We start from the raw sequence: 23407 nt of genomic DNA on the forward strand, positions 1-23407 counted from the left end.
GCCTATCGGCCGAAACCGCCCGACACCATAGGCTTAGCCCGGGCTCGCCGCCGACCCGGCCAGCAGCCCGCCATCGATGGTGAACTCCGATCCGGTGATATAGCTCGCCTCGTCCGAGGCCAGCATGACCGCGATCGCAGCCACCTCGTCCGGTTCGCCGAAGCGTTTGAGCGGCGTATCGGCGACGAGCGCCGCCATCCTTGCGGCGCGGTCGGGGCCGTCGCCCAGCATCGGCTCCCAGATCGGCGTCAGGATCGCTGCGGGGTGGATGGAGTTACAGCGGATTTTCCACCCCGCCTGCGCACAATAGAGCGCGACCGTCTTGCTGTGGTTGCGGATCGCCGCCTTGGACGAGGCATAGGCCGCCGCGCCCGGTATTCCGACCAGGCCCGAGCGCGAAGAGATGTTGATGATCGAGCCGGTGCCCGCCGCCTTCATCGCGCCGATGGCATAGCGACAGCCCAGGAAGGTGCCGTCCAGATTGACCCGGTGCACCGCGCGCCAGTCCGCCAGCGACGCATGTTCGGGATCGTGCGGCACATAGCCGTCCTCGAACCCGGTGATCCCGGCATTGTTGACGACGACATCGGCGGTGGGCACGACCCGGGAGAGGCGCGCCCAGTCGGCTTCTTCCGAAACGTCCAGCGGCTCGAAGCGACAGCCGATGCTCTCTGCCGCTGCGAGGCCGGTGTCGGCATCGCGATCGGTCAGGATGACGGTTGCGCCTTCCACGTGAAAGCGGCGGGCGATGGCATGGCCGATCCCGCGCGCGGCGCCCGTGACGACGCACGTCTTGTTCTGCAAGCGTGGCATAGAATCTCTCGAAATGATGGGCAGGGGGCGGTGCGTGCCGCCGTATTAACCTGTGCCGCGTCAGCGGTGGCGCTGGACCATGTCGAGAACTCCTAGTGTAGGCTCGGTCTACCACGGAGCGGTGTGCGCTTCATCTTTTTTGTTCGCGCGGAGGCGCGGAGACGCGGAGGTGACTGGATTTGCCGCGCTTTCGCACACCCTCTCGATCGGAAGACGAAGTCGATTGGTTGTGAATGGAGGCAGCCTGCGGCTGGGCGAGACTCCTCCGCGTCTCCGCGCCTCCGCGCGAACAAATCACCGCTCCACCATCCCCACCATCTGCCGATCATGCACCCGCGACAGCGTAACCACCGCCGCGACCGCGCCGATGAGGCACATCAGCATGTCCCATTGCGTGTCCCATGGATCGCCCTGCGTCCCCAGAAACTCGTCCGCGCCCTGGCCCAGCGCCATCGCCGCACCGAACTCGATCAATTCATACGCCGCGCTCACCGCCAGGCAGCAGGCGATCACGAGGAAGGTCAGCATCCCGCCGCGCCCCAGCCCGCCCCGCCGGACCAGCCATTCCCGAAACACGATGGCGGGCACGAACCCTTGGGCGAAATGGCCCAGCCGGTCATAGGGGTTGCGCGCCAGATGCAGCCAATCCTGCACCCAGAACCCCGCCGGCACGCGCGCATAGCTATATGCCCCACCGAGCATCAGGATCAGGCCGTGAAGTCCGATCAGGACCAGCGCCAGCCCGGTCAGCGGAAAGCGCCGCCGCCATCCCCAAAGCAAGGGCAACGCGACCAGCACCGGCGCGACCTCCATCCACCAGGTCACCCGGTCGAACGGATGCAACCCCGAGGCGATCAGCCCCAATATCCAGACCGCGCTCAACAGCGCCAGCCGCATCCTGCTCCCCGACATGTCCCGACGATAGCGACGGCCGTGGTCCACGCAACCCGATTGCCCTGCCTCGAACGGGATGCGATGGGCAAGGCCATCAACCAGGACAGGCCCGCCATGATCATACGCAGCGACGAGACCCAGGATGTCGAGGTGCCCGGCAACGGCACGATGCGGATGCACCTGTTCCGCCCCGCCATCGACGGACGCTTTCCCGGCATCCTGCTATTTTCCGAAATCTATCAGGTGACCGCGCCGATCCGGCGGCTGGCGGCGATGCTGGCGGGGCAGGGCTATGTCGTCGCGGTGCCCGAGGTCTATCATGAATATGAACCCGCCGGGACCGTGCTGGCCTATGACAAGCCGGGCACGGACCGAGGCAACGACCTGAAGTTCACCAAGCCGGTCGCCGCCTATGACGCGGATGCGACCGCAGGCCTGACCGCGCTGGCCGCACATCCCGCGTGCAACGGGCATCTCGGCACGTTCGGCGTCTGCCTGGGCGGGCATCTGGCCTATCGCGCCGCGCTCGATCCGCGCGTGGGCGCGGCGGCATGCTTCTATGCCACCGACATCCATTCGGGCACGCTGGGCGAGGGACGCTGCGACGACAGCCTGGCGCGCATGGGCGAACTGAAGGCCGAGACGATGTTCGTCTGGGGACGGCAGGACCCGCATGTCCCCTATGCCGGGCGCGAGACGATCCGCGCGCGGCTGGAACAGGTCGGCGCCTCCTATGAATGGCATGAGGTCGCCGGGCAGCACGCCTTTCTCCGCGACGAGGGGCCGCGTTACGACCCCGCGCTGTTCCTCCAGGCGATGAGCTGGACATTGGCGCTCTACGCCCGCGCGCTACGCTAAGGCAGGAAGGGGCGCCTCAACCGGTTCCGTTACGCAGCCGGTTTGTTTGCCGAAGTTTAACCGGTTCTGACCAATATGGGCGGGAAGGATATCCGCCGCCTATGTCACCCCCTCTCCCCTCTCGCCATTCCGGCGACGTTCCGCCCGTGCTCCGGACCGATCGGCGGGGGGCGGTGATCGTCGAGTTCGCGCTGGTCGCCGCGCCGTTCATCGCGCTGCTGCTGGCGATCCTGCAGTCGAGCCTCGCCTATCTGGCGCAGGAGGCGCTGGAGAGTGCGGTCGAGGTCGCGGCGCGCGGTATCGTCACCGGCCAGGTCCAGGCCGCCGATCTCGAGGGCCTTGGCGACGGCATGACCAAGGCGCAGCTGGCCGAGCGGTTCCGCAGCAAGGGGTGCCAGTCGCTGCCCAGCTTCCTGTCCTGCTCGCGGCTGTTCGTCGATGTGCAGAGCGTCGCGGCGGGGGCGACCATCCCGACGGGCGGCACGGGATCGTTGAACTTCGATGCGGCGGCCCGGAAATTCACCGACCTGTCCTATGACGTGGGATCGCAGGGCTCGCTGGTCACGGTGCGTTTCATCTATCTCTGGCCGATGCCGATCGCACCTGCCGCCGATCTGTCGCCGCTGAGCAGCAAGCCGACCATCCTGATCGCAACATCGGTGTCGAAGACCGAGGCCTATCTGTGACGGCGCGCGTGTTCCGGGCCCTGCGCGGCGACGAGCGCGGCGTCGCGCTGGTCGAATTCGCGATCATCCTGCCGGTGATGCTGGTCCTGTATCTGGGCGGGGTGCAGTTGCAGGACGCGATGGCGTGCAAGCGCAAGGTGACGATCACCGCCCGCGCCGCCGTTGACCTGATCGCGCAGAACGCGACCGGCAAGATGACGAAGGCCGAAATCCAGTCGAATCTGGTCGCAGCCTCGCAGGTGATGCAGCCCTATGCCGCCGGGGATTCCCAGATTCGGGTGAGTGAGGTGTCGACCGATGCCACCGGAAATACCAAAGTGGTCTGGAGCCGGGGCTTGTCGATCGCGCCCTATGCGCCCGGCCAGGCGATCGACATTCCCGCCGCCATGAAGACGCCCAACGCCACCTTCCTGCTGGCGCAGGTCAACTATCCCTATCGTCCCCCCACCAGTTTCGGTCAGTTCGGCCCGATGACGCTCGGCGACACGCTGTGGATGGTCCCGCGCAACACCGACCAGATCGCCTGTTCGGATTGCTCACTCCCATGATTCTTTCGCTTTATCGCTTCGTGTGCGGCGTGCTGCGTCATCGTCGCGGTGCGGTAATGATGATGTTCGCCATGGCGCTGCCCGTCCTGATCTTCGCGATCGGCATGGGCATCGATTATGCGCGTGCGATGAAGGCGCAGACCAAGATGAATGCGGTGGCGGATTCCGCCGCGCTGTCGGCGGTCAGCAAGGTCGCGATGGGTATGAATGACGGCGATGCGGAGGCCTATGCCCGCAAGATTTTCGACGCCCAGGCGGGGGCTTTGATCGCGGCGGGCGACATCACGGTCGGGACGGTGACCATCACCGCCCCGACCGACAGCAACGGCCGCCGGAACGCCGCAGTCAGCTATAGCGGCGTGTCGAACAACGTTTTTGCGGGTATCCTGGGACTGGGAACGCTCGCGATCTCCGGTAAGTCGGAGACAACGAACGCCGTCGCGCCCAACATCAACTTCTACATGTTGCTCGACGTATCCAGTTCGATGGCCCTGCCCACGACCAGTGCGGGTCTGGCCAAGGTGGCGGCCAGCAATTCGAAAAAATGCCAGTTCGCCTGTCACGCCGAAAATGACCTGAAGGGCCGGAACGCTTCGGGCAATACGGTCGATCTCTACGACGTTGCGCAATCCTATAACCTGACGCTGCGCATCGACGACGAAGGGACCGCCGTGTCGAAGCTGACGACAAATGCCACCAGCACGTCCAGCAAGACCGGAGCAAAGTATCGGATCGCCGTCGGGACATTCCGGGGACGCGGCGGGTTTCAGCTGATCCGCAAGCTTACGTCCAGCATGTCGAAGGTCGTTGCGGCGACACAAAATCTGGAACCGTTCAAATATGACCGGAACGGGTGCCCGACGTCTGCCTGCCGGTCGAACGAAGTGGGTTACAACGACACCGACACCGGCACCAGTGACGCGATGGTCCAGATGAACAAGGTCATGGGCACGCCCGGCACCGGCATCAACAACGACACGCCGCAGGCGGTGATGTTCCTGGTCACCGACGGCATGCGCGACGAATTGCGCAGCGGAGGTCTCCCGGAAATCGCGATCGACACCGTGCCCTGCGATACCATCAAGGCGCGAGGTATCCGGATCGCCGTCCTCTACACCGAATATCTACCGGAATCGCTGACCGGCGACTGGTGGTCGGAAACCTATATCAAGCCCAATCTCTACAAGATCGAACCGGCGTTGCAGGCGTGCGCGTCGCCCGGTCTCTACACCAAGGTTTCGACCGACCAGGATATTTCGGCGGCCATGGCCGCGCTGTTCCAGAACGCCGTCGCGACCGCACGGATCACGCAATAAGCGAAGGGGCGGGGGATACCCCGCCCCGATTACCCTGCCCCGATTACCCCGCCAGCGCCTCAACCTGCTCGGCCAGTTCCAGCCAGCGCATTTCGGCTTCGTCCTTTTCGTCGCGCGCCTTTTCGATGGCCTTCATCAGGCGGTCGAACTGGGCCGGGTCCTTGGCATAGAGATCGGGATCGGCAAGCTTCGCCTCGTCGCGCGCGATGCCCGCCTCCAGTTCCTCGATCCGCTTGGGCAGCAGTTCATAGTCGCGCTGGTCCTTGTAGCTCAGCTTGGTCTTCGCCTGCACCGGCGCGATGGGCGAGGGGGCGGCCTTGGCCGGGGCCTTCTTCGCTTCCGGGGCGGCCTTGCGCTTGGCGACCCAGTCGGCATAGCCGCCCGCCACCACATCGACACTGCCCGACCCGTCGAGGCCGAGCGTCACCGTGACCGTGCGGTCCAGAAAGTCGCGATCGTGGCTGACGATCAGGACGGTGCCCTCATAATCGCCGATCACCTCCTGAAGCAGGTCCAGCGTCTCCAGGTCGAGGTCGTTGGTCGGCTCGTCGAGGACCAGCAGGTTGGACTCGCGCGCGAACTCGCGGGCCAACAACAGGCGCGAGCGCTCGCCGCCCGACAGGGTGCCGATCTTCGCCTCGGCCAGCGAGGGGTCGAACAGGAATTCCTTGAGATAGCCGTGGATATGCTTGCGCACGCCCCGCACGTCGATCCAGTCGCCGCCGTCCGCCAGCACCTCGCGCACGCGCTTTTCCGGGGCCATCAACTTGCGCTGCTGGTCGATGATCACGCCGTCCAGCGTCTTGGCCAGGAAGACGCTGCCCTCGTCGGGCTGAATCTCGCCGGTCAGCAGGCGGAGGAGCGTCGTCTTGCCCGCCCCGTTCGAGCCGACGATGCCGATCCGGTCGCCGCGCGTGACCTTCAGGCTCAGGTCCTTGATGATCGTGCGGTCGCCATAGCGCTTGGTGACGTGCTCGGCCTTGATGACCTCCTTGGTCTTCACATCGTCGGACGCGATGCCGAGCTTGGCGGCGCCCTGCGGCCCGATCATCGCGGCACGGGTGGCGCGCATCTGGACCAGCTTTTCCAGGCGGCCCTGGTTGCGCTTGCGCCGCGCGGTCACGCCGCGGTGGAGCCAATGCTCCTCGATCTTGAGCTTGGCGTCGAGCTTCTCGGCGGCGCGCTGTTCCTCGGCATAGACCTGTTCGGTCCAGGCATCGAAGCCGCCGAAGCCGACCTCGTTGCGCCGCATCTGGCCGCGATCGAGCCACAGCGTCGACTTGGTCAGGCGGGTCAGGAAGGTGCGGTCGTGGCTGATGACGATGAACGCGCCGGTGAAGCGCTTCAGCCAGTCCTCCAGCCATTCGATCGCGGCGAGGTCGAGATGGTTGGTCGGTTCGTCGAGCAGCAGCACGTCCGGGTTCATCGCCAGCGCGCGGACGATCGCCGCGCGCCGCCGTTCGCCGCCGCTGGCGGTCGACGCCTCGCGCGTCAGGTCGATGCCGAGCTGTCCGGCGATGGCATCGGCCTCATAGGCCTCCGGCGCGTCGTCGCCCGACAGGACATAATCGCCCAGCGTTGCGCACCCGGCCAGATCGGGGTCCTGTTCCAGATAAACGACATGGGTGCCCGGCACGATCACGCGCCGCCCTTCGTCCGAATCGATGATCCCGGCCATCAGCTTCAGCAGGGTCGACTTGCCCGCCCCGTTGCGCCCGATCAGCGCGAGCCGGTCGCGCGGACCGACATGGATGTCGAGATGCCGGAAGAGCCAGCCCGAACCTTGTACAAGGCCCAGGTCTTCGTAGGAAAGAACGGGTGCTGCCATGATGGCCTTGCAGTTAGGGGCGGATGCGGAACCCGGCAAGCACCCCAAGCGCTGTCGCGCGGCTGCATGATCCATTCAGAGGCTGTTCAACGGTTGACCGCTATGCCAATTTCATGTCGATGACCGTCCTTCTGGCTCTGCTCGCCGCACCGATGGGTTCGCCGCCGCTGATCGAGGCCCCGATGGGAATGGGCGCCGATCAACGTCGCGGCGACCAGATGCGCGCCTATCAGCAGCGCAAGGAAGGCAATCTGTCGCTGCGCGAGATCGAGGCGCGGGTGGTGCCGACCATGCGCGATTCGCAATATATCGGTTTCGATTATGATGCGGGTGCGTCGGTTTACACGCTCAAATTCCTGCGCAATGGCACGGTGATCTGGGTGGAGGTGGACGGCCGCACCGGCAAGGTCATCGGCCGAACCGACGGCTGATGACCGGCTTGTGGGTCAGCCCCATAGAAATACAGGGAGTTTTGCGATGCGCGTTCTGATCGTCGAGGACGAGCCCAATCTCGGCCAGCAGTTGAAGGCCACGCTGGAAGGCGCGGGCTATGCCATCGATCTCGCCACAGACGGCGAGGAAGGGCATTTTCTGGGTTCGACCGAAAGCTATGACGCGATCGTGCTCGACTTAGGGTTGCCCGAGATTGACGGGCTGACCGTGCTCGACCGCTGGCGCAAGGAGGGCAAGACCACGCCCGTCCTCGTCCTGACCGCGCGCGACAGCTGGTCGGACAAGGTGGCGGGGCTGGATGCGGGTGCCGACGACTATGTCGCCAAGCCATTCCAGACCGAGGAGCTGATCGCCCGCCTGCGCGCGCTGATCCGCCGCGCCAGCGGCAATGCCTCGTCCGAGCTGACGGCGGGTGACGTCCGCCTCGACACGCGTTCGGGCAAGGTCACGCGGGCGGGCGAGCCGGTGAAACTGACCGCGCAGGAATATAAGCTGCTCAGCTATCTGCTCCATCACAAGGGCAAGGTGGTCAGCCGCACCGAGCTGATCGAGCATATCTACGACCAGGATTTCGACCGCGATTCGAACACGATCGAGGTGTTCGTGACGCGCATCCGCAAGAAGTTGGGACAGGATGTCATCACCACCATCCGGGGCCTGGGCTACAGCCTGGACGATCCGGCGGCGGGGGCTGTGGCGGGTTCGGCGGCCTGATCCGGCTTTTTCCGTGACGGAGGGACATACACCGCGCCGGACGCTGCGCACGGGATCGCTGTCGCGCCGCATGATCCTGATCGCCGCCGGGTGGATCTTGGTCCTGCTGGCGGGCGGCGGCTTCGCGCTCGACCGGGTGCTGGTGTCCGCCGTCACGCAGAATTTCGACGACCGTCAGGCCTATGTCCTGAAATCCTTGCTGGTGTCCGCTGGGATCGACTCCCAGGGAGAGGTCTGGTTCAACCGCGAACCAGCCGATCAGGGGTTTCTGGAGCCCGGCTCAGGCGTCTATTGGCAGGTTTCGGGCAAGGGTTATGACCCCTTCCCGTCGCGCTCGCTCTGGGATCGGCGCCTCGCCTATGGCCCGGCGCGCAACGACGACGACATTCACGTCTATAACAGTACCCAGTTTCCGGACGAAAAGCTGCGTATCGTCGAACGGGACGTCAAGCTGCCCGGATCGGATGTCCGCTGGCGTTTCCAAGTGGCGCAGCGAACGACTGAGCTGGACGCACAGATCGGCGCATTGCGCCGCATCCTGGTGCGCAGCTTTGCGCTGCTGGGCGTCGGCCTGTTGCTGATGGCGGCGATGCAGACCTTTTATGGCCTCTATCCCTTGCGCCGCGTGCGCGAGGAGATCGCCGCGATGCGCGCCGGGAAAGCCGATCGCATCTCCGACGCGATGCCCAACGAGGTCGCGCCGATGGTCGAGGAGCTGAACGCGCTTATCGAGCATAATGAGAAACAGGCCGAGGAGGCGCGGCGTCATGCGGGCAATCTGGCGCATGCGCTGAAGACGCCGCTGACCGTCATCATGAACGCGGCGACCGCCCAGTCCGAGGATCTGGCCGAAACGGTGATCCGCGAGGCGCGCACGATGCGCCGCCAGGTCGACCACCATCTGGCGCGCGCCCGCGCGGTCGGACGGCGCGGTTCGGCGCACAGCCGCGCCGAGGTCTGGCCCAGCCTGCAATCGGTCGAGCGCGCGGTCGGGCGGCTCTATCGCCATGTCCGCATCGACGTGGACGGGCCGAAGGACCTGGTCGTCCATGTCGAGCGGCAGGACCTGGACGAAATGCTCGGCAATCTGGTCGAGAACGCTGCCAAGTACGGCGGCGGCAGCGTCTTCGTGACGGTGGGTGCGCAGGCCGGGTTCGTCGAAATCCTGGTCGAGGACGACGGCACCGGCATCCCCGAAGATCAGCGCGTCCGCATCTTCGATCGCGGCGTCCGGCTCGACACCGGCAAGCCGGGAACGGGCCTGGGCCTCGCCATCGTGCGCGACGTGGCGGAGATCTACGGCGGCACCGTGGCGCTGGAGGAGAGCGAAGACCTGGGCGGGTTGCTCGTGCGGCTCCGGCTCCCGGCGGCGGTGGGGTGATTTCGGTTCGCGCGAAGCCGCGATGGCGCGAAGAGGATTGTGTTCGCGCAGAGGCGCGGAGGACGCAGAGGTGTCTTGGGTGGCGGGGCCAAATTGTCCCATCCTGCGTCGTTGCTGGCGATATGACGGATCTCATTCCTCCCCTGTAAGGGGAGGGGGACCATCCGGAGGATGGTGGAGGGGTGTTCCCTTATCGACAGCGCGACGCCCCTCCGTCAGCGCTTCGCGCTGCCACCTCCTCTTGCAGGGGAGGAATGAGGGGGAGGGGACCTTCTGTTCAACAAGCCGGACCCCTCCGCGTTCTCCGCGCCTCCGCGCGAACCATCCTCTTCTCTTCGTGTCGTCGCGGCTTCGCGCGAACCCGAAAAGTTCAGGCCGCCACCATACCCAACGCGTCCATCGCGTGCGCCGCGATCCCGATGGACCGTTTCCGTGCCGCATGGTCGAAGATCGAGCTTACGATCATCACCTCGTCGACCTTGGTCCGCTCGACAAAGGCCGCCAGCTGTCGCTCCACGCTCGCAGGCGAGCCGATGGCCGAGCAGGACAGGACATGGTCGAGGATCGTCGACCCCTGCATCCCCAGGCTTTCGCGATAGCCGGGGACGGGCGGGGGCAGCTTGCCGGGGTTGCCGGTGCGCAGCGCGACGAAGGCCTGTTGCTGCGAACTGGCCAGCAATTCGGCTTCGGCGTCGGTATCCGCGGCGAAGACGTTGAAGCCCGCCATCGCATAGGGCTTGTCGAGCATTGCCGAAGGTCGGAAATCGCGACGGTAGATGGCCAGGGCATCGTCCAGCGCGTCGGGCGCGAAGTGCGAAGCGAAGGCATAGGGAAGGCCCAGTGCGGCGGCGAGTTGCGCGCCGTAGAGGCTGGACCCCAATATCCACATCTGCGGCGTCGCGCCTGCGCCGGGCGTCGCGACGATGCCCGTTTGCCCGTCATTGGCGAAATAGCTTTGCAGCTCCATCACGTCGCGCGGGAAGGCGTTGGGATCGCTGTCGAGCGTCCGGCGCAACGCGCGGGCGACGCGCTGGTCCGATCCCGGCGCACGGCCGAGCCCCAGGTCGATCCGGCCGGGGAACAGCGCATCGAGCGTCCCGAACTGCTCCGCGATGGTCAGCGGCGCATGGTTGGGCAGCATGATGCCGCCCGCGCCGATGCGGATCGTCTTCGTCGCCTGTCCGACGTGCGCCAGCACCACGGCGGTCGCGGCGGACGCGATGCCCGCCATGCCATGATGCTCGGCGGTCCAGTAACGGTGAAAGCCGACTGCCTCGGCATGGGCGGCGAGGTCGGCGGCGTTGGCCAGCGCCTGGGCCACAGTGCCGCCCTCGACGACGGGCACCAGATCGAGCAGGGAATAGCGTGTCATATGAGGAAGATGGGGACGATCCGCCGCCCCCGCCAGCCAAGACCGCGTATCAGAAGGTCAAGCCATACTTCACCGCCATGCCCCGCTCGGGCGGCAGCATCGTGATGTTGCCGGGGTCGCGCCGCCAGAACAGATGCGTCGACCACTCGCCCCCGCCCAGCCGGATGCCATGGCGCAGCTCGACCAGCGTTTCCTGCCCCGTGGGGGCCAGCGAAAGACGGTTGCTCGTCCAGCCATCGACCTGCCCGCTGGCATAATCCCAGTGGCCGGGCAGCCGCAGGTCCAGCCCCCCACCACTGACCCGCAAGGGCCGCGACAGGCGCAGGTCGATCCGGTCATGGCCGAACAGTCCGGCCTTGCCCGCCTCGACCGACCAGGCGCGGCTGGCCAACATGCCGCCGCCCAGGCCACCGATCGCGCGGGTCCAACCGCTGCGCCAGCGGGCGCCCAGCGTCCAGCCGCCATCGTCCTGCCAGCGCGCGGCCCCGTCGGCGAACCAGCTGCGCCCGCGCGCCTGGCCCAGCGCGCCGCCGAACCAGCCGCCCAGCACGGTCGATTGTTCGTCCAGCCGGGTCACGCCCAAGGTCGCGGCGATAGGCCCCAGCCTGCGGTCGAACGTCATCGTCATCTGGTCATAGCCGGGCGCGGCCATGCCCGGCATCGGCGCGGCGAAGCGGCCATTCTCCGCCGCGACGCTGACGCCCACCCGTCCCATGACGTGATGCAGGGCAGCCGCGGCGCGAGGCGCGCGGTCCATGCCCGCGCCGGGATCGGTCATCAGATAGGCGGGGCCGGACTGGCCGGTCCACCCCGAGACCATCGCGTCGCCGGTGCTGGCAAAGCCGAATCCGATGGCGGTGTCGGGGGTGAGCGTCTGGGTGACGCTGCCCGCGACGATCCGCTGCATGGCGCTGGGCGCGTCGGTGGGGACGATCGCGCGCAGTCGCGCCTCGCCGGGCGAGGTGATCGCACGGGTCAGCGCGATCGAACGGGTGCCGTCGCTGACGACCGTGCCCTCGATCCGGCCGAGCAACGATGGCGCCAGCATCGGGCGGGGGGCGGCCTGCGCCACCGTGGCGGATATGTCGATATGGTAGGCGCGGGCATAGCCGTCGAGCGCGACCAGGGTCAGCCCCTCCGACCGCGAGTCGCCCATCGCCGGAGACAGTCGCGCATTGACCCCCATTGAGACGGCGGCACCGGTGCCAGCGACACTGGTGCTGCCGACCGGCCGGAAGGCGGCGGTCAGGTCCAGCGTGCCGCGACCATAGACATCGTCGGTGCCGCTCGTCCCGGCCTCGCGCGCGGTGCGCAGCAACAGGTCGGCGATCTGCGCGCCGGTCAGGTTGGGAAAGGCCTGGGCGAGCAGGGCGACCGCGCCGCTGATCTGCGGTGCGGCAAAGGAGGTGCCCGACCAGAGGAACCGTTCGCCCTTGGCATCGGGGGCCTCCACCCGTTCGCCCAGCGCGGTCAGATAATGGGCGGCCGACTGGCCCGCCCGGTTGCTGAACGTCGAGATGGAGCCGCCCGCGTTCACCGATCCGGCGATGATGACCTGGCCGCGCGCGACCGCATTGTTGTTGGCGATCTGCGCCATCAGCGTGGGGTTGGATTCGCCGTCATTGCCCGCCGCGATCACGATCACCATGCCCGCCGCCGTCGCCCGCCCGATCGCCGCGAGCAGCGCGCTGGGCGGCGTATCGTTGGAGCCGAGCGAGATGTTGACGACCCGCGCGCCTGCGTTGCGGGCGGTGTCCAGCCCTCGGGCGATGGCGTCGGAGGAAAAGCTGCACGTCCCGCCCAGTCCGCCATTTTCGGTGGAGCCGCCGCAACTGCCCGGCTCGTCGGCGCGCAGCGCGACCAGCGTCGCGTCGAACGCCACGCCCTGCGCCCGGTTGCCGTTGCGGCCGCCCAGGGCGGTGAAGGCGACGGCGGTGCCGTGCCCGTCCAGATCGCCGGTGCCGCGCGCGCCCGCGACATCGGCGGAGGCGCTGGAAATCCGCCCGGTGAAGGCGCCGGTGCGGTCGTCCACGCCCGAATCGATGACGCCCAGGGCAACACCCGCGCCGGTCGCGCCGCGCTGATAGGCGGCGAGCGCATTCATCGCGACCGCGCCCGCCGTCGCCCGATAGCCCGCCGTGTCGTAATTCTGGGTCGGTGCCGGGGTAGGGGTGGTCTGGGTGGGTGTCGGTGTCGGGGTCGGACTGGCGATCGGGGCGGGAATCGATTGGATGCCGTTGCCGCCGCCGCCACAGGCGGCGACCATCGTGCCCGCGCCGAAGACCAGGCTCCAGACTGTCGCGATGCCCCCGGCACCGCGCGCTTCCCGCGCTCGCAAGCTCAGACCCCTCATCCATCATTCCGCCTGCCCAACCGACAGGGGTGAGCCTGATCTTTGGGATAGCATGATTTTCTTGCGCCGTCGTTAAGGGGTGGCGAGAGATGGGGCGCGGACGGGCCACGGGGCGGCTTGCGGCCATGGGGCCTCACGCCTACACGCTGCCGCCATGCTGCCCGCGCTTGCCCATATCGACGCCTGGATCTTCGATCTGGACAACACGCTGTATCCGGCGAGCGCCAATCTGTTCGCACATATCGACCGGCGCATGACGCAGTTCGTCAGCAACCTGCTGGGCCTGGACCCGGCCGAGGCGTTCCGGGTGCAGAAGGAATATTTCCACGCGCACGGCACCACGCTGGCGGGCCTGATGGCCGAGCATGACGTCGATCCCGCCGCCTTCCTGGCCTATGTCCATGATATCGAGATGGACGTGCTGGAACAGGACGCGCCGCTCGCCGCCGCGCTGGCCAAGCTGCCGGGGCGCAAGCTGGTCTTCACCAATGGCGACAAGCCCTATGCGCTGAAGGTCCTCGACCGGCTGGGGCTGGGCAGCCATTTCGAGGCGGTGCACGACATCACCGCCATGGGCCTGGTGCCGAAGCCGCAGCCGTCCGCCTATGCGGGGCTGTGCGCGGCGTTCGACATCGATCCGGCCCGCGCGATCTTCTTCGAGGACATGGCGCGCAACCTGGTCCCCGCCAAGGCGATCGGGATGACGACCGTGTGGGTCGACAACGGCTCCGAGCAGGGGCCCGAGGCGGCCCGCGACCATATCGACTATACCGTCCACGCGCTGACGCCGTGGCTGACGAGCATATTGGAGGACTGACGATGGCACATGAACTGGCCGCCACCATCGATGCCGCCTGGGACAACCGGGCCGAGTTGAACTTCGCGACGCAGGGTGAGGAGCGGATCGCCGTCGACCGCGCGCTGGCGCTGCTCGACCGGGGCGAGGCGCGCGTGGCCGAGCCGGACGGCCATGGAGGCTGGACCGTCAACCAGTGGCTGAAAAAGGCCGTCCTCCTCTCGTTCCGCCTGAACGACAATGTCCTGATCGACAATGGTCCGGGCGCGGGCCACTGGTTCGACAAGGTGCCGTCGAAGTTCAGCGGCTGGTCGGAGGCCGATTTCCGCGCCGCCGGATTCCGCGCGGTGCCCGGATCGGTCGTGCGGCGCGGCGCGCATGTCGCCAAGGGCGCGATCCTGATGCCGAGCTTCGTCAACATCGGCGCCTATGTCGGTGAGGGCACGATGGTCGACACCTGGGCGACCGTGGGCAGCTGTGCGCAGATCGGCAAGAACGTCCACCTGTCGGGCGGTGCCGGCATCGGCGGCGTGCTGGAGCCGCTCCAGGCCGATCCGGTCATCATCGAGGACGGCGCGTTCATCGGCGCACGCGCCGAGGTGGCCGAGGGCGTCCGCGTCGGCGAGGGCGCGGTGCTGTCGATGGGCGTCTATCTGGGCGCCTCGACCAAGATCATCGACCGTGAGACGGGCGAAGTCTTCCGGGGCCATGTGCCGCCTTACTCGGTGGTGGTTCCTGGCACGACGCCGTCGGTGGACGGCAAGCCGGGCCTGTACTGCGCGGTGATCGTCAAGCGCGTGGACGCGCAGACCCGCTCGAAGACCAGCATCAACGATCTGCTGCGCGATTGATTGCACCGGACATCTGATACTTGGCACGCCCCTCCCGCAGGCGGGAGGGGATGGGGGAGGGAATGCCACGGGTGATGGTCTCAGTGAGACTCCTTGCCCTCCCCGACCCCAGTTTCAGGTAAACGATGCCCCGCATCGTTTAGGTCATGCCGGGGGCATGACCGACCTGAAACTCGCCTGCGGGAGGGGCTTATTGTTCACGCGAAGCCGCAAAGTCGCGAAGAAGAATGAGTTTCGCGCGGAGGCGCGGAGGACGCAGAGGTGTCGGGCCCGGCGGCGGCCTTCATCCTGCCTCTTTGGTCGGTGGAAAAAACAGAACGATCGCCCAGCGCGATCCCCCTCCGCGTCTCCGCGCCTCCGCGCGAACCAAAATCTTCTCTGCTTCGCGTCCTCGCGGCTTCGCGTGAACCAAAATTACAACCCCACCCGCTTGGCCAGCCACCGCGCCGCCGCCTCCGGGCTTTGCTTCGCCGCGTCATCGCGGTCGACCCGGTAGTTCGCCTCGCGCATCGCCTCGACGGGAATACGATTCAGCATCGGCCGCAGCGCCTGAACGAACTTCGCGTCCCCCGCCCGGTCCTTAGCCACCAGCAGCACCGCATCGTAACCGGGGATCGCCCGTTTCGGATCGCCCAGCACGGTCAGCCGTTCCGCCGCGATCCGGCCATCGGAGGAGAAAGCCGAGATCACATCCGCCCGTCCGCTCTCCAGCGCGCGGTACATGAAGGTCGGGCTGTACGGCGTCATGCTGGCGAAGCGCAGCCCGTAAGCGTCGCGCACCGCCGCCCATTCGGGCCGGTCGAGAAACTCCAGGTCGCTGCCCAGCTTCAATCCCGGTGCAGCGGCGGACAGATCGGCGAGCGACCGCACCCCCATTCGCTGCGCCAGCGGCGCCTTCATCACAAAGGCATAGGCATTCTCAAACCCCAGCGGCCCCAGCATCGTCACGTCGCGGGTCGCCGCCCAGTCCTTCAGCGCACCCAACATCACCGCGCGGGGCGGGGAATCATGCCGACGCATCGCGGTCGTCCACAAGGTCCCGGCATAATCGACATAGACGTCCACACGCCCGCCCGCCGTCGCCTCGAACGCCACGGTCGAGCCCAGCCCGTCGCGATAGCTGACGTCATAGCCCGCGCGCGTCAGCCGGTCGCCGATCAGCCGTGCCAGTATATATTGCTCGGAAAAGTTCTTCGCCCCGATTACAACCTGTCGCCGCGCATCGCCACCGCGGGGCCAGAGCGGCTGCGTCGCCAGTGCGATCCCCAATGCCAGCGCAACCAGTCCGCCCAACCACATCCAGCGCCGCCGCGTCGCCAGCCCGCGCTCGATCAGTCCGATCAGCGCGTCGACGACCAGCGCCAGTGCGGCGGCAGCGAAACAGCCCGCCAGTACCAGCGCCCAGGCCTGGGTCTGGAGGCCCGCAAAGATCAGGTCGCCCAAGCTCGGCTGGCCCACCGTCGTCGACAGGGTGGCGGCCCCGATCGTCCACACCGCCGCCGTGCGGATGCCCGCCGCCAGCACCGGCGCGACCAGGGGCGCCTCGACCAGCCGCAGCTTTTGGCCTCGCGTCATCCCCACCGCATCGGCGGCCTGCAAGACCGCCGGGTCGAGCCCGACCAGCCCCGTCACGCCATTGCGCAGGATCGGCAGCAGCGCATAGAGCGTCAGCGCCAGCAGCGAGGGCAGGAAGCCGAGCGCCGGTATCCCGCCGCCGACCAGCCCCGACAGGCTGAGCAGCACCGGATAGAATAGCGCCAGCAGCGCCAGCGCCGGGATGGTCTGCACCAGGCTGGCGAAGCCCAACGCCACGCGCGACAGCCCCGGCCGCCGCGCGCAGGCAAAGGCCAGCGGCACCGCGATCAGGATGCCGAGCAGCAGCGCGGCCATGCTGACCAGCATATGCTGGGCCAGCAGCGGGGGGACGCGGGTGAGGGCGTCGAGAAAGGGGCTCATGCCTGGAGCCCCGCGAGCCGCTCGGCCTGATGCCGGGGGACCGCCATCAGATTCTGCGCCGTGCTGCCGCCTTCGCCGCGTACCAGTTGGGCAGGGGTGGCATCGGCGACGATCCGGCCGGCTTCCATCACCAGCACACGGGCGGCGGTCAGCAATGCTTCGGCCATGTCATGCGTGACGAGGATGGTGGTCAGCCCCAGCCTTTGGTGCAGTTCGACCAGCCGCCCCGCCACCGCATCGCGAGTGACCGGATCGAGCGCGCCCAGCGCCTCGTCGAGCAGCAGGATCGGCGGCTCTGTCGCTAGCGCGCGGGCGATGGCGACGCGCTGGCGCTGGCCGCCCGACAGCGCATCGGGCATACGCTGCGCCACGTCGCGCGGCAGGTCGACGAGATCGAGCAATTCGTCCACCCGGTCGCCGATATCGCGCCCGGCGATGCGCAGGCCGATGGCGATATTGGCCGCGACCGTCATGTGCGGGAACAGGCCATGTTGCTGAAAGACATAGCCGATGCGGCGACGGAGCAGGGGCGGGGGCTCAGCGGTCACATCCTGTCCGTCGATCAGGACCCGGCCCGTATCGGGCTGCTCCAGCCGGTTGATCATGCGCAGCAGCGTCGACTTGCCCGATCCGGATGCGCCGACCAGCGCGACGAACGTGCCTCGCTCGACGGTCAACGACACGGTGTCGACCGCCGCGACCGTGCCATAGCGGCGGCTGACATTCTCCAGCGCGATCATCGGTTTGGGCATGGGGCCATCTTGGGAGGGAAGCGGGAACGGGTCAAACGCGGTGGCGTGCCGTTTCGCTGCACCGCCTTCGCGGCTTTCGGGCTATGCCTGTGCCGCCACGCGCGATATGGCGCCGTAAAACATGTTCAACATAGCCACGGGTCAGTGGCAGGAGAGTTTATGAGCCAGACCGATCTTCAGAGCGCCAGCCAGGTTCTCGACCGTGTCCTCGTCCTCGAAATGGTGCGTGTGACCGAGGCGGCGGCGATCGCGGCCTCGACGCTGGTCGGGCGCGGGGATGAGAAGGCGGCGGACGCGGCGGCGGTCGAGGCGATGCGCGCCGCGCTCAACGAGCTCGACATGGACGGCACCGTCGTCATCGGCGAGGGCGAACGCGACGAGGCCCCGATGCTGTTCATCGGCGAGAAGGTCGGCACCGGCAACGGCCCCGAGATCGACATCGCGCTCGATCCGCTGGAGGGCACGACCATCTGCGCCAAGGCGGGGCCGAACAGCCTGGCGGTGCTGGCGATCGCGGAGAAGGGCCATCTGCTCAACGCACCCGATGTCTATATGGACAAGATCGCGGTCGGCCCCGGCTATCCGGCGGGCGTGATCGATCTCGACCGCAGCCCCAGCGACAATATCCGCGCCATCGCCGAGGCCAAGGGCGTGGCGGCCAAGGATATCGTGGTCTGCGTGCTCGACCGGCCGCGTCACGAGGGGCTGATCGCCGAGCTGCGTGGCTTGGGGTGCGGCGTGGTGCTGATCGGGGACGGCGATGTCGCGGGGGTGATCGCGACGACCGATCCGGACACGACCATCGACGTCTATATGGGCTCGGGCGGTGCACCCGAGGGGGTGCTGGCCTGCGCCGCGCTGCGTTGCGTCGGCGGGCAGTTCAAGGGGCGGCTGCTGTTCCGCAACGATGCCGAGCGGGCGCGGGCGCACAAATGGGGCGTGACCGACCTCGACAAGCAATATGACCTGACCGAGCTGGCGCAGGGCGACTGCATCTTCGCGGCCACCGGCGTGACCGACGGCTCGCTGCTGGCCGGGGTGAAGCGTCGGCCCAAGGTCATGACGACCGAGAGCGTGGTCATGCGCGCCTCGTCGGGCACCGTGCGCTGGGTGAAGGGACAGCATCGGCTTTGATGTGCAATGCGTGAGGGTTCCGTCTTGACCAAGCCCCTCCCCTTCAGGGGAGGGGTTGGGGTGGGGCCTCGCCTCAAACCCTGTGCTTGCGGAAGCGCCCCACCCCCGTCCCCTCCCCTGAAGGGGAGGGGTGAATGACGACGGCCGCCGCCCTCCTGCTGCTGGCCGCCTTGGCGGGCATCTGGTGGTTCCAGAAGGGCGACCTGGGCGAGTATCGGCGGTTCAGCGCGCTGAACGACAGCCATTCGCGGCGGATGCGCTTCCGATTGTGGCTGGCGCGGTCGGCGCTGGCGTTCCTTTTGCCGGTTCTCGTCGGGCTGGCGCTGCTCGGCCGGAGCGATGCACTGGTCGTGATGCCGGACGAGTTCGCGCCCGTCGCCGCGACCATGCCGCCGATCTTCGACAGCGGCGAGGCGATGCAGGGGATGCTGATCGGCGGCGCGATCGGCGGGCTGGTCGTCGGTGCGGTGCTGGCACGGCTGCGCAAGCGCAAGCCGCTGGGCAATATTTCCGCACTGCTGCCGCGCGAGCGGCGAGAGGTGAAATATGCCGCCGCGCTCAGCATCATGGCGGGGGTGACGGAGGAGGCGTTCTTTCGCCTCTATCTGCCGCTGCTGGTCGCGATGGCGACGGGGCAGGCGGGGATCGGCTTTGTCGCCTCGCTGATCCTGTTCGGGGCGATGCACCGTTATCAGGGCTGGGTCGGGGTGGCCGCCACCACCGCGCTGGGGGCGGTGATGACCGGGCTGTATCTGATGACCGGCAGTTTGTGGGTGGTGATGCTGGTCCATGTGCTGGTGGACCTGAACGGGTTGGTGGTGACGCCGGTGCTGAGCGGGGTGCTCAGAAAGTAGATCTTCCTCCCCTTACAGGGGAGGAATGAGGTCAGTTCTTCAGCCGCCAGCCGGTGCGGAAGATCCAGCCGATCCACGCCAGGCACGCCAGCAGGAACAGCGCCGTCACCCCCAGGCTGACCCCCGGCGTCACGTCCGAGGTGCCGAAGAAGGTCCAGCGGAAGCCGTTGATCAGATACACGACCGGGTTGAACAGCGTCACCGTCCGCCACGGCTCGGGCAGGATCGTCACCGAGTAGAAGGCGCCGCCGAGGAAGGTGAGAGGCGTGACGATCAGCAGCGGGATGACCTGCAACTGCTCGAACCCGCGCGCCCAGATGCCGATGGCGAAGCCGAACAGCGAGAAGGTCACGGCGACCAAGAGCAGGTAGAAGAGCATCGCGACCGGGTGCAGGATCGTCAGGTCGACAAATAGATGGGCGGTCGCGAGGATGACGAGGCCGATCACCATCGACTTGCTGGCCGCCGCGCCGACATAACCCAGCACCGTCTCGATCGGTGACAAGGGGGCGGAGAGGATTTCGTACATCGTCCCCGTGAATTTGGGCATGTAGATGCCCAGACTCGCGTTCAGGATGCTCTCCGAAAAGATCGACAGCAGCATGAGGCCCGGTACGATGAACGCGCCATAGGGCACGCCCGAAACCTGGTTCATCGCCGAGCCGATCGCGGTGCCGAACACCACGAAATAGAGGGTCGTGGTGATGACCGGCACCATCAGGCTGGTCCACACCGTCCGCCGGAACCGCGCCATTTCGAAGCGATAGATCGACCAGATGCCATGCAGGTTCATGCGCGTGTCCCCTCGACCAGATCGACAAAGATATCCTCCAGCGAGGATTTATAGGTTTCCAGATCGTTGAACCCGATCCCCAACTCACCCAGCCTCCGCAAGAGCGAGGGGATGCCGGTATGTTCGGCACGCGCATCGAAGATGTAACGAAGCCTTTTGCCCTCGTCCTCCAGGGTCAGCTGCCATTCGGCCAGCGTCGCCGGGATCGCCGCCATCGGTTCGGCCAGCGTCAGCACCATCTCGCGCTTGCCGAGCTTCTTCATCATCTCGGCCTTTTCCTCGACCAGGAGCAGCTTGCCCTTGGCGATCACGCCAACCCGGTCGGCCATCTCCTCGGCCTCTTCGATATAATGGGTGGTCAGGATGATGGTGACGCCGCGCTGGCGCAGGCGATGGACCAGTTTCCACATGTCGCGGCGCAGTTCGACATCGACGCCCGCGGTCGGCTCGTCGAGGAAGAGCAGGTCGGGTTCGTGGGACAGCGCCTTGGCGATCAGCACGCGGCGCTTCATGCCGCCCGACAATTCCATCAGCTTTGAGTGGCGCTTGTCCCAGAGCGACAGGTCGCGCAGCACCTGTTCGACATAGGCGGGGTTGGGCGCGCGGCCGAACAGGCCCCGGCTGAAATTGACGGTGTCGATGACCCGCTCGAACATGTCGACCGACAATTCCTGCGGCACCAGCCCGATCTTGCGCCGGGCGCCCTTATAGTCGCGCAGCGCATCATGCCCGTCGACCCGGATGGTCCCGGCCGAGGGCGTGACGATGCCGCAGACGATCGAGATCAATGTCGTCTTGCCCGCGCCGTTCGGTCCCAGCAGCGCAAAAATCTCGCCGCGCCGGATGCTCAGATCGACCGGCTGAAGGGCGGTGAACCCGCCCTTATAGGTTTTGGTCACGCCCTCGACGGACAGGATCGGGTCGGTCATGCGGCAGTCCCCCGTTGGAAGACCGCCGCTTTATCAACGGTTTCGCGCTTCGGCGACGGCCTTTTGCAATTGTTCGAGCGGCAACGCGCCCGACAGGATGCGGTTGCCGACGATCCAGCTCGGCGTGCCGGTCAGGCCCAGCCGCCCGGCGGCTTCGAGGTTGCGGGCGATCTCGGCATCGGCCTGGGGCTGGAAGGCGGCCATCTTGCTCATGTCGACGCCCGCCTTGGCGGCGGCGGCGGCGATGGTCGCGTCGCTGACCGGACCCCCGGCATAGAGCGCGTCGTGAAAGGCGGCGAACTTGCCCTGCGATGCGGCGAGCAGGCTGGCGCGCGCCGCCGCACGGCTGGACGGCGCCAGGATCGGCAGCTCGCGATAGACGATGCGCAGTTTGGGATCGGCCTGGGTCAGCTGCTTCAACAGCGGCAGGCTGGCCCGGCAATAGCCGCAATTATAGTCGTAGAACTCGACCAGCGTGACATCGCCCTTGGGATTGCCGGTATAGGCATTGCCGAACGGCTTGGTCAGGTCGCCGCCGATCGCCGCCACCGCCTTGCCCTGTTCGCGGTCCTGCAGGCGCTGCATCGCCTCCGGGATGACTTCGGGATGGTCGAGCAGATAGGCGCGGACGCTGTCGCCCGAGGCACCGCCCGGCGCGACCAGCGGAGCCAGCGCCAGCGCGGTGCCGCCACCGACCAGGCCACCCAGGACCGCGACGGCGGCCAAAGTCTTCATGCCCATCAGCGGCGCTTCTTCTTGGAACTGGCGGCGGCGTCGGCAGAGGTCATGGCGATATCCTGCGCCCGAATCCATTCGGACGTATTGGGGGTGAGATTGGCCATCGCATAGCGTGCGCTCTGGATGGCGGTGCGGGTGTCGCCCATCATGCTCGCCCGCTCGGCGGTGGCGAGTGCGGCGCGGGGTTCGTCGCCCATCTGTTCATAGGCAGTGCCCAGCTGGACCCAGGCAAAGGGATTGTCCTCGTCCCGCTGGACCGCGACCTTCAGAACCTTCACCGCCTCGGGCAGGTTGCGCTTGTCCTCGGTGGCGATCAGCGCATGGCCGAAGGTGGTGGCGATCAACGCATTCTGGCCCGAGCCCATGGTCGCGGCACGCAAAGGCGCCAGCGCCTCTTGCGGCTTGCCCGATTCCAGCAGGATCTGCCCCTGGATTTCCTGGAAATACGGGTCCTTGGGGTCCTTGGCGATCAGCGCGACGGCCTCCGCCTCGGCTTTGTCGGGATAGGCGGCCTTATGATAGGCATAGGCGCGGGCATAATGCGCATAGACCGATTGGTCGGTGTCGGGATATTTGCTCAGCGTCGTTTCGGGCGGCGAGACATAGCCGAACAGCTTGGCCTTCACCCGCAGGAAGCGTTCCTGGAGCCTGGGATCGATCGGCGTGTTCCAGGCGGGCGATCCCTGAAGATCGGCGGTCAGCGACTGGATACGCGTCGCCGACAGCGGATGGGTCTGCGCGAACGGATCGATATTGGTATAGCCGTACCGATATTGCTGGTTTTGCAGTTTCTTGAAGAAGCTCAGCATCCCCTTGCCGGTGATACCCGCCGTGGTCAGATAGCGCGCGCCCGCCGCGTCGGCCGCCGATTCCTGGTTGCGGCTGAAGGCGAGGACCTGGCCCATCGCGGCCTGCTGTCCCGCGGCGAGCACGCCCATGCCCGCCGCACCGCCGCCCATCGCAATGGTGGCCAGGCCCAGCACCATCGACAGAAGCTGCATCTTCATCGCGGGCTTCATCGCCTGTTCGCTCAGGATGACATGACCATCGGCGATATGGCCGAGTTCATGCGCGACGACGCCCTGTACCTCGTTCACATTGTCCGCCGCCTGGAGCAGCCCCGAATGAACATAGACGATCTGCCCGCCAGCGACGAAGGCGTTGATCGAATCATCGTTGATCAGGACGATCTTCACGTCGCGCGGAGAAAGCCCGGCGGCCTTGATCATCGGCGCGGACATGTCCGCGAACAGCGATTCGGTTTCCGCATCGCGCAGGATCGACTGCGCGGCGACCGGCTGCGCCCAGATCAGGACCGTAACGGCGAAGGCGGCGATCAGACGCTTCATGCTTCCTCTATCGACGGGTCGGCCGTGGTAGACAACCGG

At 66.9% G+C, this 23407-nt stretch carries 22 protein-coding genes; 11 read left to right on the plus strand and 11 right to left on the minus strand.

The window, feature by feature from the left end; translation table 11 throughout:
• Positions 1-33 precede the first annotated feature (33 nt).
• Entirely contained in the window at positions 34-813 is a 780-nt protein-coding gene (locus tag GGQ89_RS01315) for an SDR family oxidoreductase (protein ID WP_184103486.1), read from the minus strand.
• Positions 814-1107: 294 nt separating this feature from the next.
• A complete protein-coding gene (locus GGQ89_RS01320; RefSeq protein WP_184103489.1) occupies positions 1108-1725 on the minus strand; it encodes a DUF2238 domain-containing protein in 618 nt (205 codons plus the stop codon).
• Positions 1726-1821: 96 nt separating this feature from the next.
• Here GGQ89_RS01320 and GGQ89_RS01325 point away from each other — a divergent pair, with 96 nt between their 5' ends.
• The 4 genes from GGQ89_RS01325 (at position 1822) to GGQ89_RS01340 (ending at position 5115) form a co-directional block, all read left to right on the plus strand.
• On the plus strand, positions 1822-2565 hold the full coding sequence (locus GGQ89_RS01325) for a dienelactone hydrolase family protein (protein WP_184103492.1): 744 nt from the start codon (positions 1822-1824) through the stop codon (positions 2563-2565).
• Positions 2566-2711: 146 nt separating this feature from the next.
• A complete protein-coding gene (locus GGQ89_RS01330) occupies positions 2712-3251 on the plus strand; it encodes a TadE/TadG family type IV pilus assembly protein (protein WP_338112376.1) in 540 nt (179 codons plus the stop codon).
• Positions 3252-3259: 8 nt separating this feature from the next.
• On the plus strand, positions 3260-3799 hold the full coding sequence (locus GGQ89_RS01335; RefSeq protein ID WP_342354497.1) for a TadE/TadG family type IV pilus assembly protein: 540 nt from the start codon (positions 3260-3262) through the stop codon (positions 3797-3799).
• Positions 3796-5115: a TadE/TadG family type IV pilus assembly protein gene (locus tag GGQ89_RS01340; RefSeq protein WP_240456563.1), complete on the plus strand. Its 1320-nt coding sequence runs from the start codon at positions 3796-3798 to the stop codon at positions 5113-5115. The genes GGQ89_RS01335 and GGQ89_RS01340 overlap by 4 nt, the downstream gene beginning before the upstream one ends.
• Before the next feature lie 43 nt (positions 5116-5158).
• On the opposite strand, the gene GGQ89_RS01345 is transcribed toward GGQ89_RS01340, so the two are convergent.
• Positions 5159-6943, minus strand: a complete 1785-nt coding sequence (locus GGQ89_RS01345) for an ABC-F family ATP-binding cassette domain-containing protein (protein WP_184103499.1) — start codon at positions 6941-6943, stop codon at positions 5159-5161.
• A gap of 119 nt (positions 6944-7062) precedes the next feature.
• Here GGQ89_RS01345 and GGQ89_RS01350 point away from each other — a divergent pair, with 119 nt between their 5' ends.
• From GGQ89_RS01350 to GGQ89_RS01360, 3 genes are all read left to right on the plus strand, one after another.
• A complete protein-coding gene (locus GGQ89_RS01350) occupies positions 7063-7374 on the plus strand; it encodes a PepSY domain-containing protein (protein ID WP_076717881.1) in 312 nt (103 codons plus the stop codon).
• 46 nt (positions 7375-7420) lie between these two features.
• A complete protein-coding gene (locus GGQ89_RS01355; RefSeq protein ID WP_056430910.1) occupies positions 7421-8110 on the plus strand; it encodes a response regulator transcription factor in 690 nt (229 codons plus the stop codon).
• Positions 8111-8180: 70 nt separating this feature from the next.
• On the plus strand, positions 8181-9491 hold the full coding sequence (locus tag GGQ89_RS01360; protein ID WP_056431412.1) for a sensor histidine kinase: 1311 nt from the start codon (positions 8181-8183) through the stop codon (positions 9489-9491).
• Between the two features lie 370 nt (positions 9492-9861).
• On the opposite strand, the gene GGQ89_RS01365 is transcribed toward GGQ89_RS01360, so the two are convergent.
• Together GGQ89_RS01365 and GGQ89_RS01370 are read right to left on the minus strand one after the other, a co-directional pair.
• The gene (locus GGQ89_RS01365; protein WP_184103502.1) at positions 9862-10863 is read right to left on the minus strand and encodes an LLM class flavin-dependent oxidoreductase; all 1002 of its coding nucleotides are present in this window, start codon (positions 10861-10863) and stop codon (positions 9862-9864) included.
• A 49-nt stretch (positions 10864-10912) separates the two neighbouring features.
• Entirely contained in the window at positions 10913-13216 is a 2304-nt protein-coding gene (locus GGQ89_RS01370) for a S8 family peptidase (protein WP_184103505.1), read from the minus strand.
• Positions 13217-13370: 154 nt separating this feature from the next.
• On the opposite strand from GGQ89_RS01370, the gene GGQ89_RS01375 reads away from it, so the two are divergent.
• Both GGQ89_RS01375 and dapD read left to right on the plus strand, forming a co-directional pair.
• Complete coding sequence (locus tag GGQ89_RS01375) at positions 13371-14033, plus strand: pyrimidine 5'-nucleotidase (RefSeq protein WP_184103508.1); 663 nt, start codon at positions 13371-13373, stop codon at positions 14031-14033.
• A 2-nt stretch (positions 14034-14035) separates the two neighbouring features.
• Positions 14036-14863, plus strand: coding sequence for a 2,3,4,5-tetrahydropyridine-2,6-dicarboxylate N-succinyltransferase (gene dapD, locus GGQ89_RS01380; protein ID WP_056430899.1), 828 nt, complete (start codon positions 14036-14038; stop codon positions 14861-14863).
• A gap of 414 nt (positions 14864-15277) precedes the next feature.
• Here dapD and GGQ89_RS01385 read toward each other — a convergent pair whose 3' ends face one another.
• Together GGQ89_RS01385 and GGQ89_RS01390 are read right to left on the minus strand one after the other, a co-directional pair.
• The gene (locus tag GGQ89_RS01385; protein WP_184103511.1) at positions 15278-16819 is read right to left on the minus strand and encodes a glycine betaine ABC transporter substrate-binding protein; all 1542 of its coding nucleotides are present in this window, start codon (positions 16817-16819) and stop codon (positions 15278-15280) included.
• A complete protein-coding gene (locus tag GGQ89_RS01390) occupies positions 16816-17571 on the minus strand; it encodes an ATP-binding cassette domain-containing protein (RefSeq protein ID WP_184103514.1) in 756 nt (251 codons plus the stop codon). Before GGQ89_RS01390 ends, GGQ89_RS01385 begins: the two co-directional genes overlap by 4 nt.
• A gap of 159 nt (positions 17572-17730) precedes the next feature.
• On the opposite strand from GGQ89_RS01390, the gene glpX reads away from it, so the two are divergent.
• Positions 17731-18705: a class II fructose-bisphosphatase gene (gene glpX / locus GGQ89_RS01395; protein WP_056430890.1), complete on the plus strand. Its 975-nt coding sequence runs from the start codon at positions 17731-17733 to the stop codon at positions 18703-18705.
• A 134-nt stretch (positions 18706-18839) separates the two neighbouring features.
• Entirely contained in the window at positions 18840-19559 is a 720-nt protein-coding gene (locus GGQ89_RS01400) for a CPBP family intramembrane glutamic endopeptidase (RefSeq protein WP_184103517.1), read from the plus strand.
• Positions 19560-19590: 31 nt separating this feature from the next.
• On the opposite strand, the gene GGQ89_RS01405 is transcribed toward GGQ89_RS01400, so the two are convergent.
• From GGQ89_RS01405 to GGQ89_RS01420, 4 genes are read right to left on the minus strand one after another with little or no spacing between them, the layout of a single operon-like run.
• Positions 19591-20352: an ABC transporter permease gene (locus tag GGQ89_RS01405; RefSeq protein WP_058745464.1), complete on the minus strand. Its 762-nt coding sequence runs from the start codon at positions 20350-20352 to the stop codon at positions 19591-19593.
• A complete protein-coding gene (locus GGQ89_RS01410) occupies positions 20349-21281 on the minus strand; it encodes an ABC transporter ATP-binding protein (RefSeq protein WP_184103520.1) in 933 nt (310 codons plus the stop codon). The genes GGQ89_RS01405 and GGQ89_RS01410 overlap by 4 nt, the downstream gene beginning before the upstream one ends.
• A gap of 33 nt (positions 21282-21314) precedes the next feature.
• Complete coding sequence (locus GGQ89_RS01415) at positions 21315-22022, minus strand: DsbA family protein (protein ID WP_184103523.1); 708 nt, start codon at positions 22020-22022, stop codon at positions 21315-21317.
• Positions 22022-23368, minus strand: coding sequence for a M48 family metalloprotease (locus tag GGQ89_RS01420; protein ID WP_076714858.1), 1347 nt, complete (start codon positions 23366-23368; stop codon positions 22022-22024). Before GGQ89_RS01420 ends, GGQ89_RS01415 begins: the two co-directional genes overlap by 1 nt.
• Positions 23369-23407 lie beyond the last annotated feature (39 nt).

Source organism: Sphingomonas yabuuchiae (assembly GCF_014199595.1).
Taxonomy (GTDB): domain Bacteria; phylum Pseudomonadota; class Alphaproteobacteria; order Sphingomonadales; family Sphingomonadaceae; genus Sphingomonas; species Sphingomonas yabuuchiae.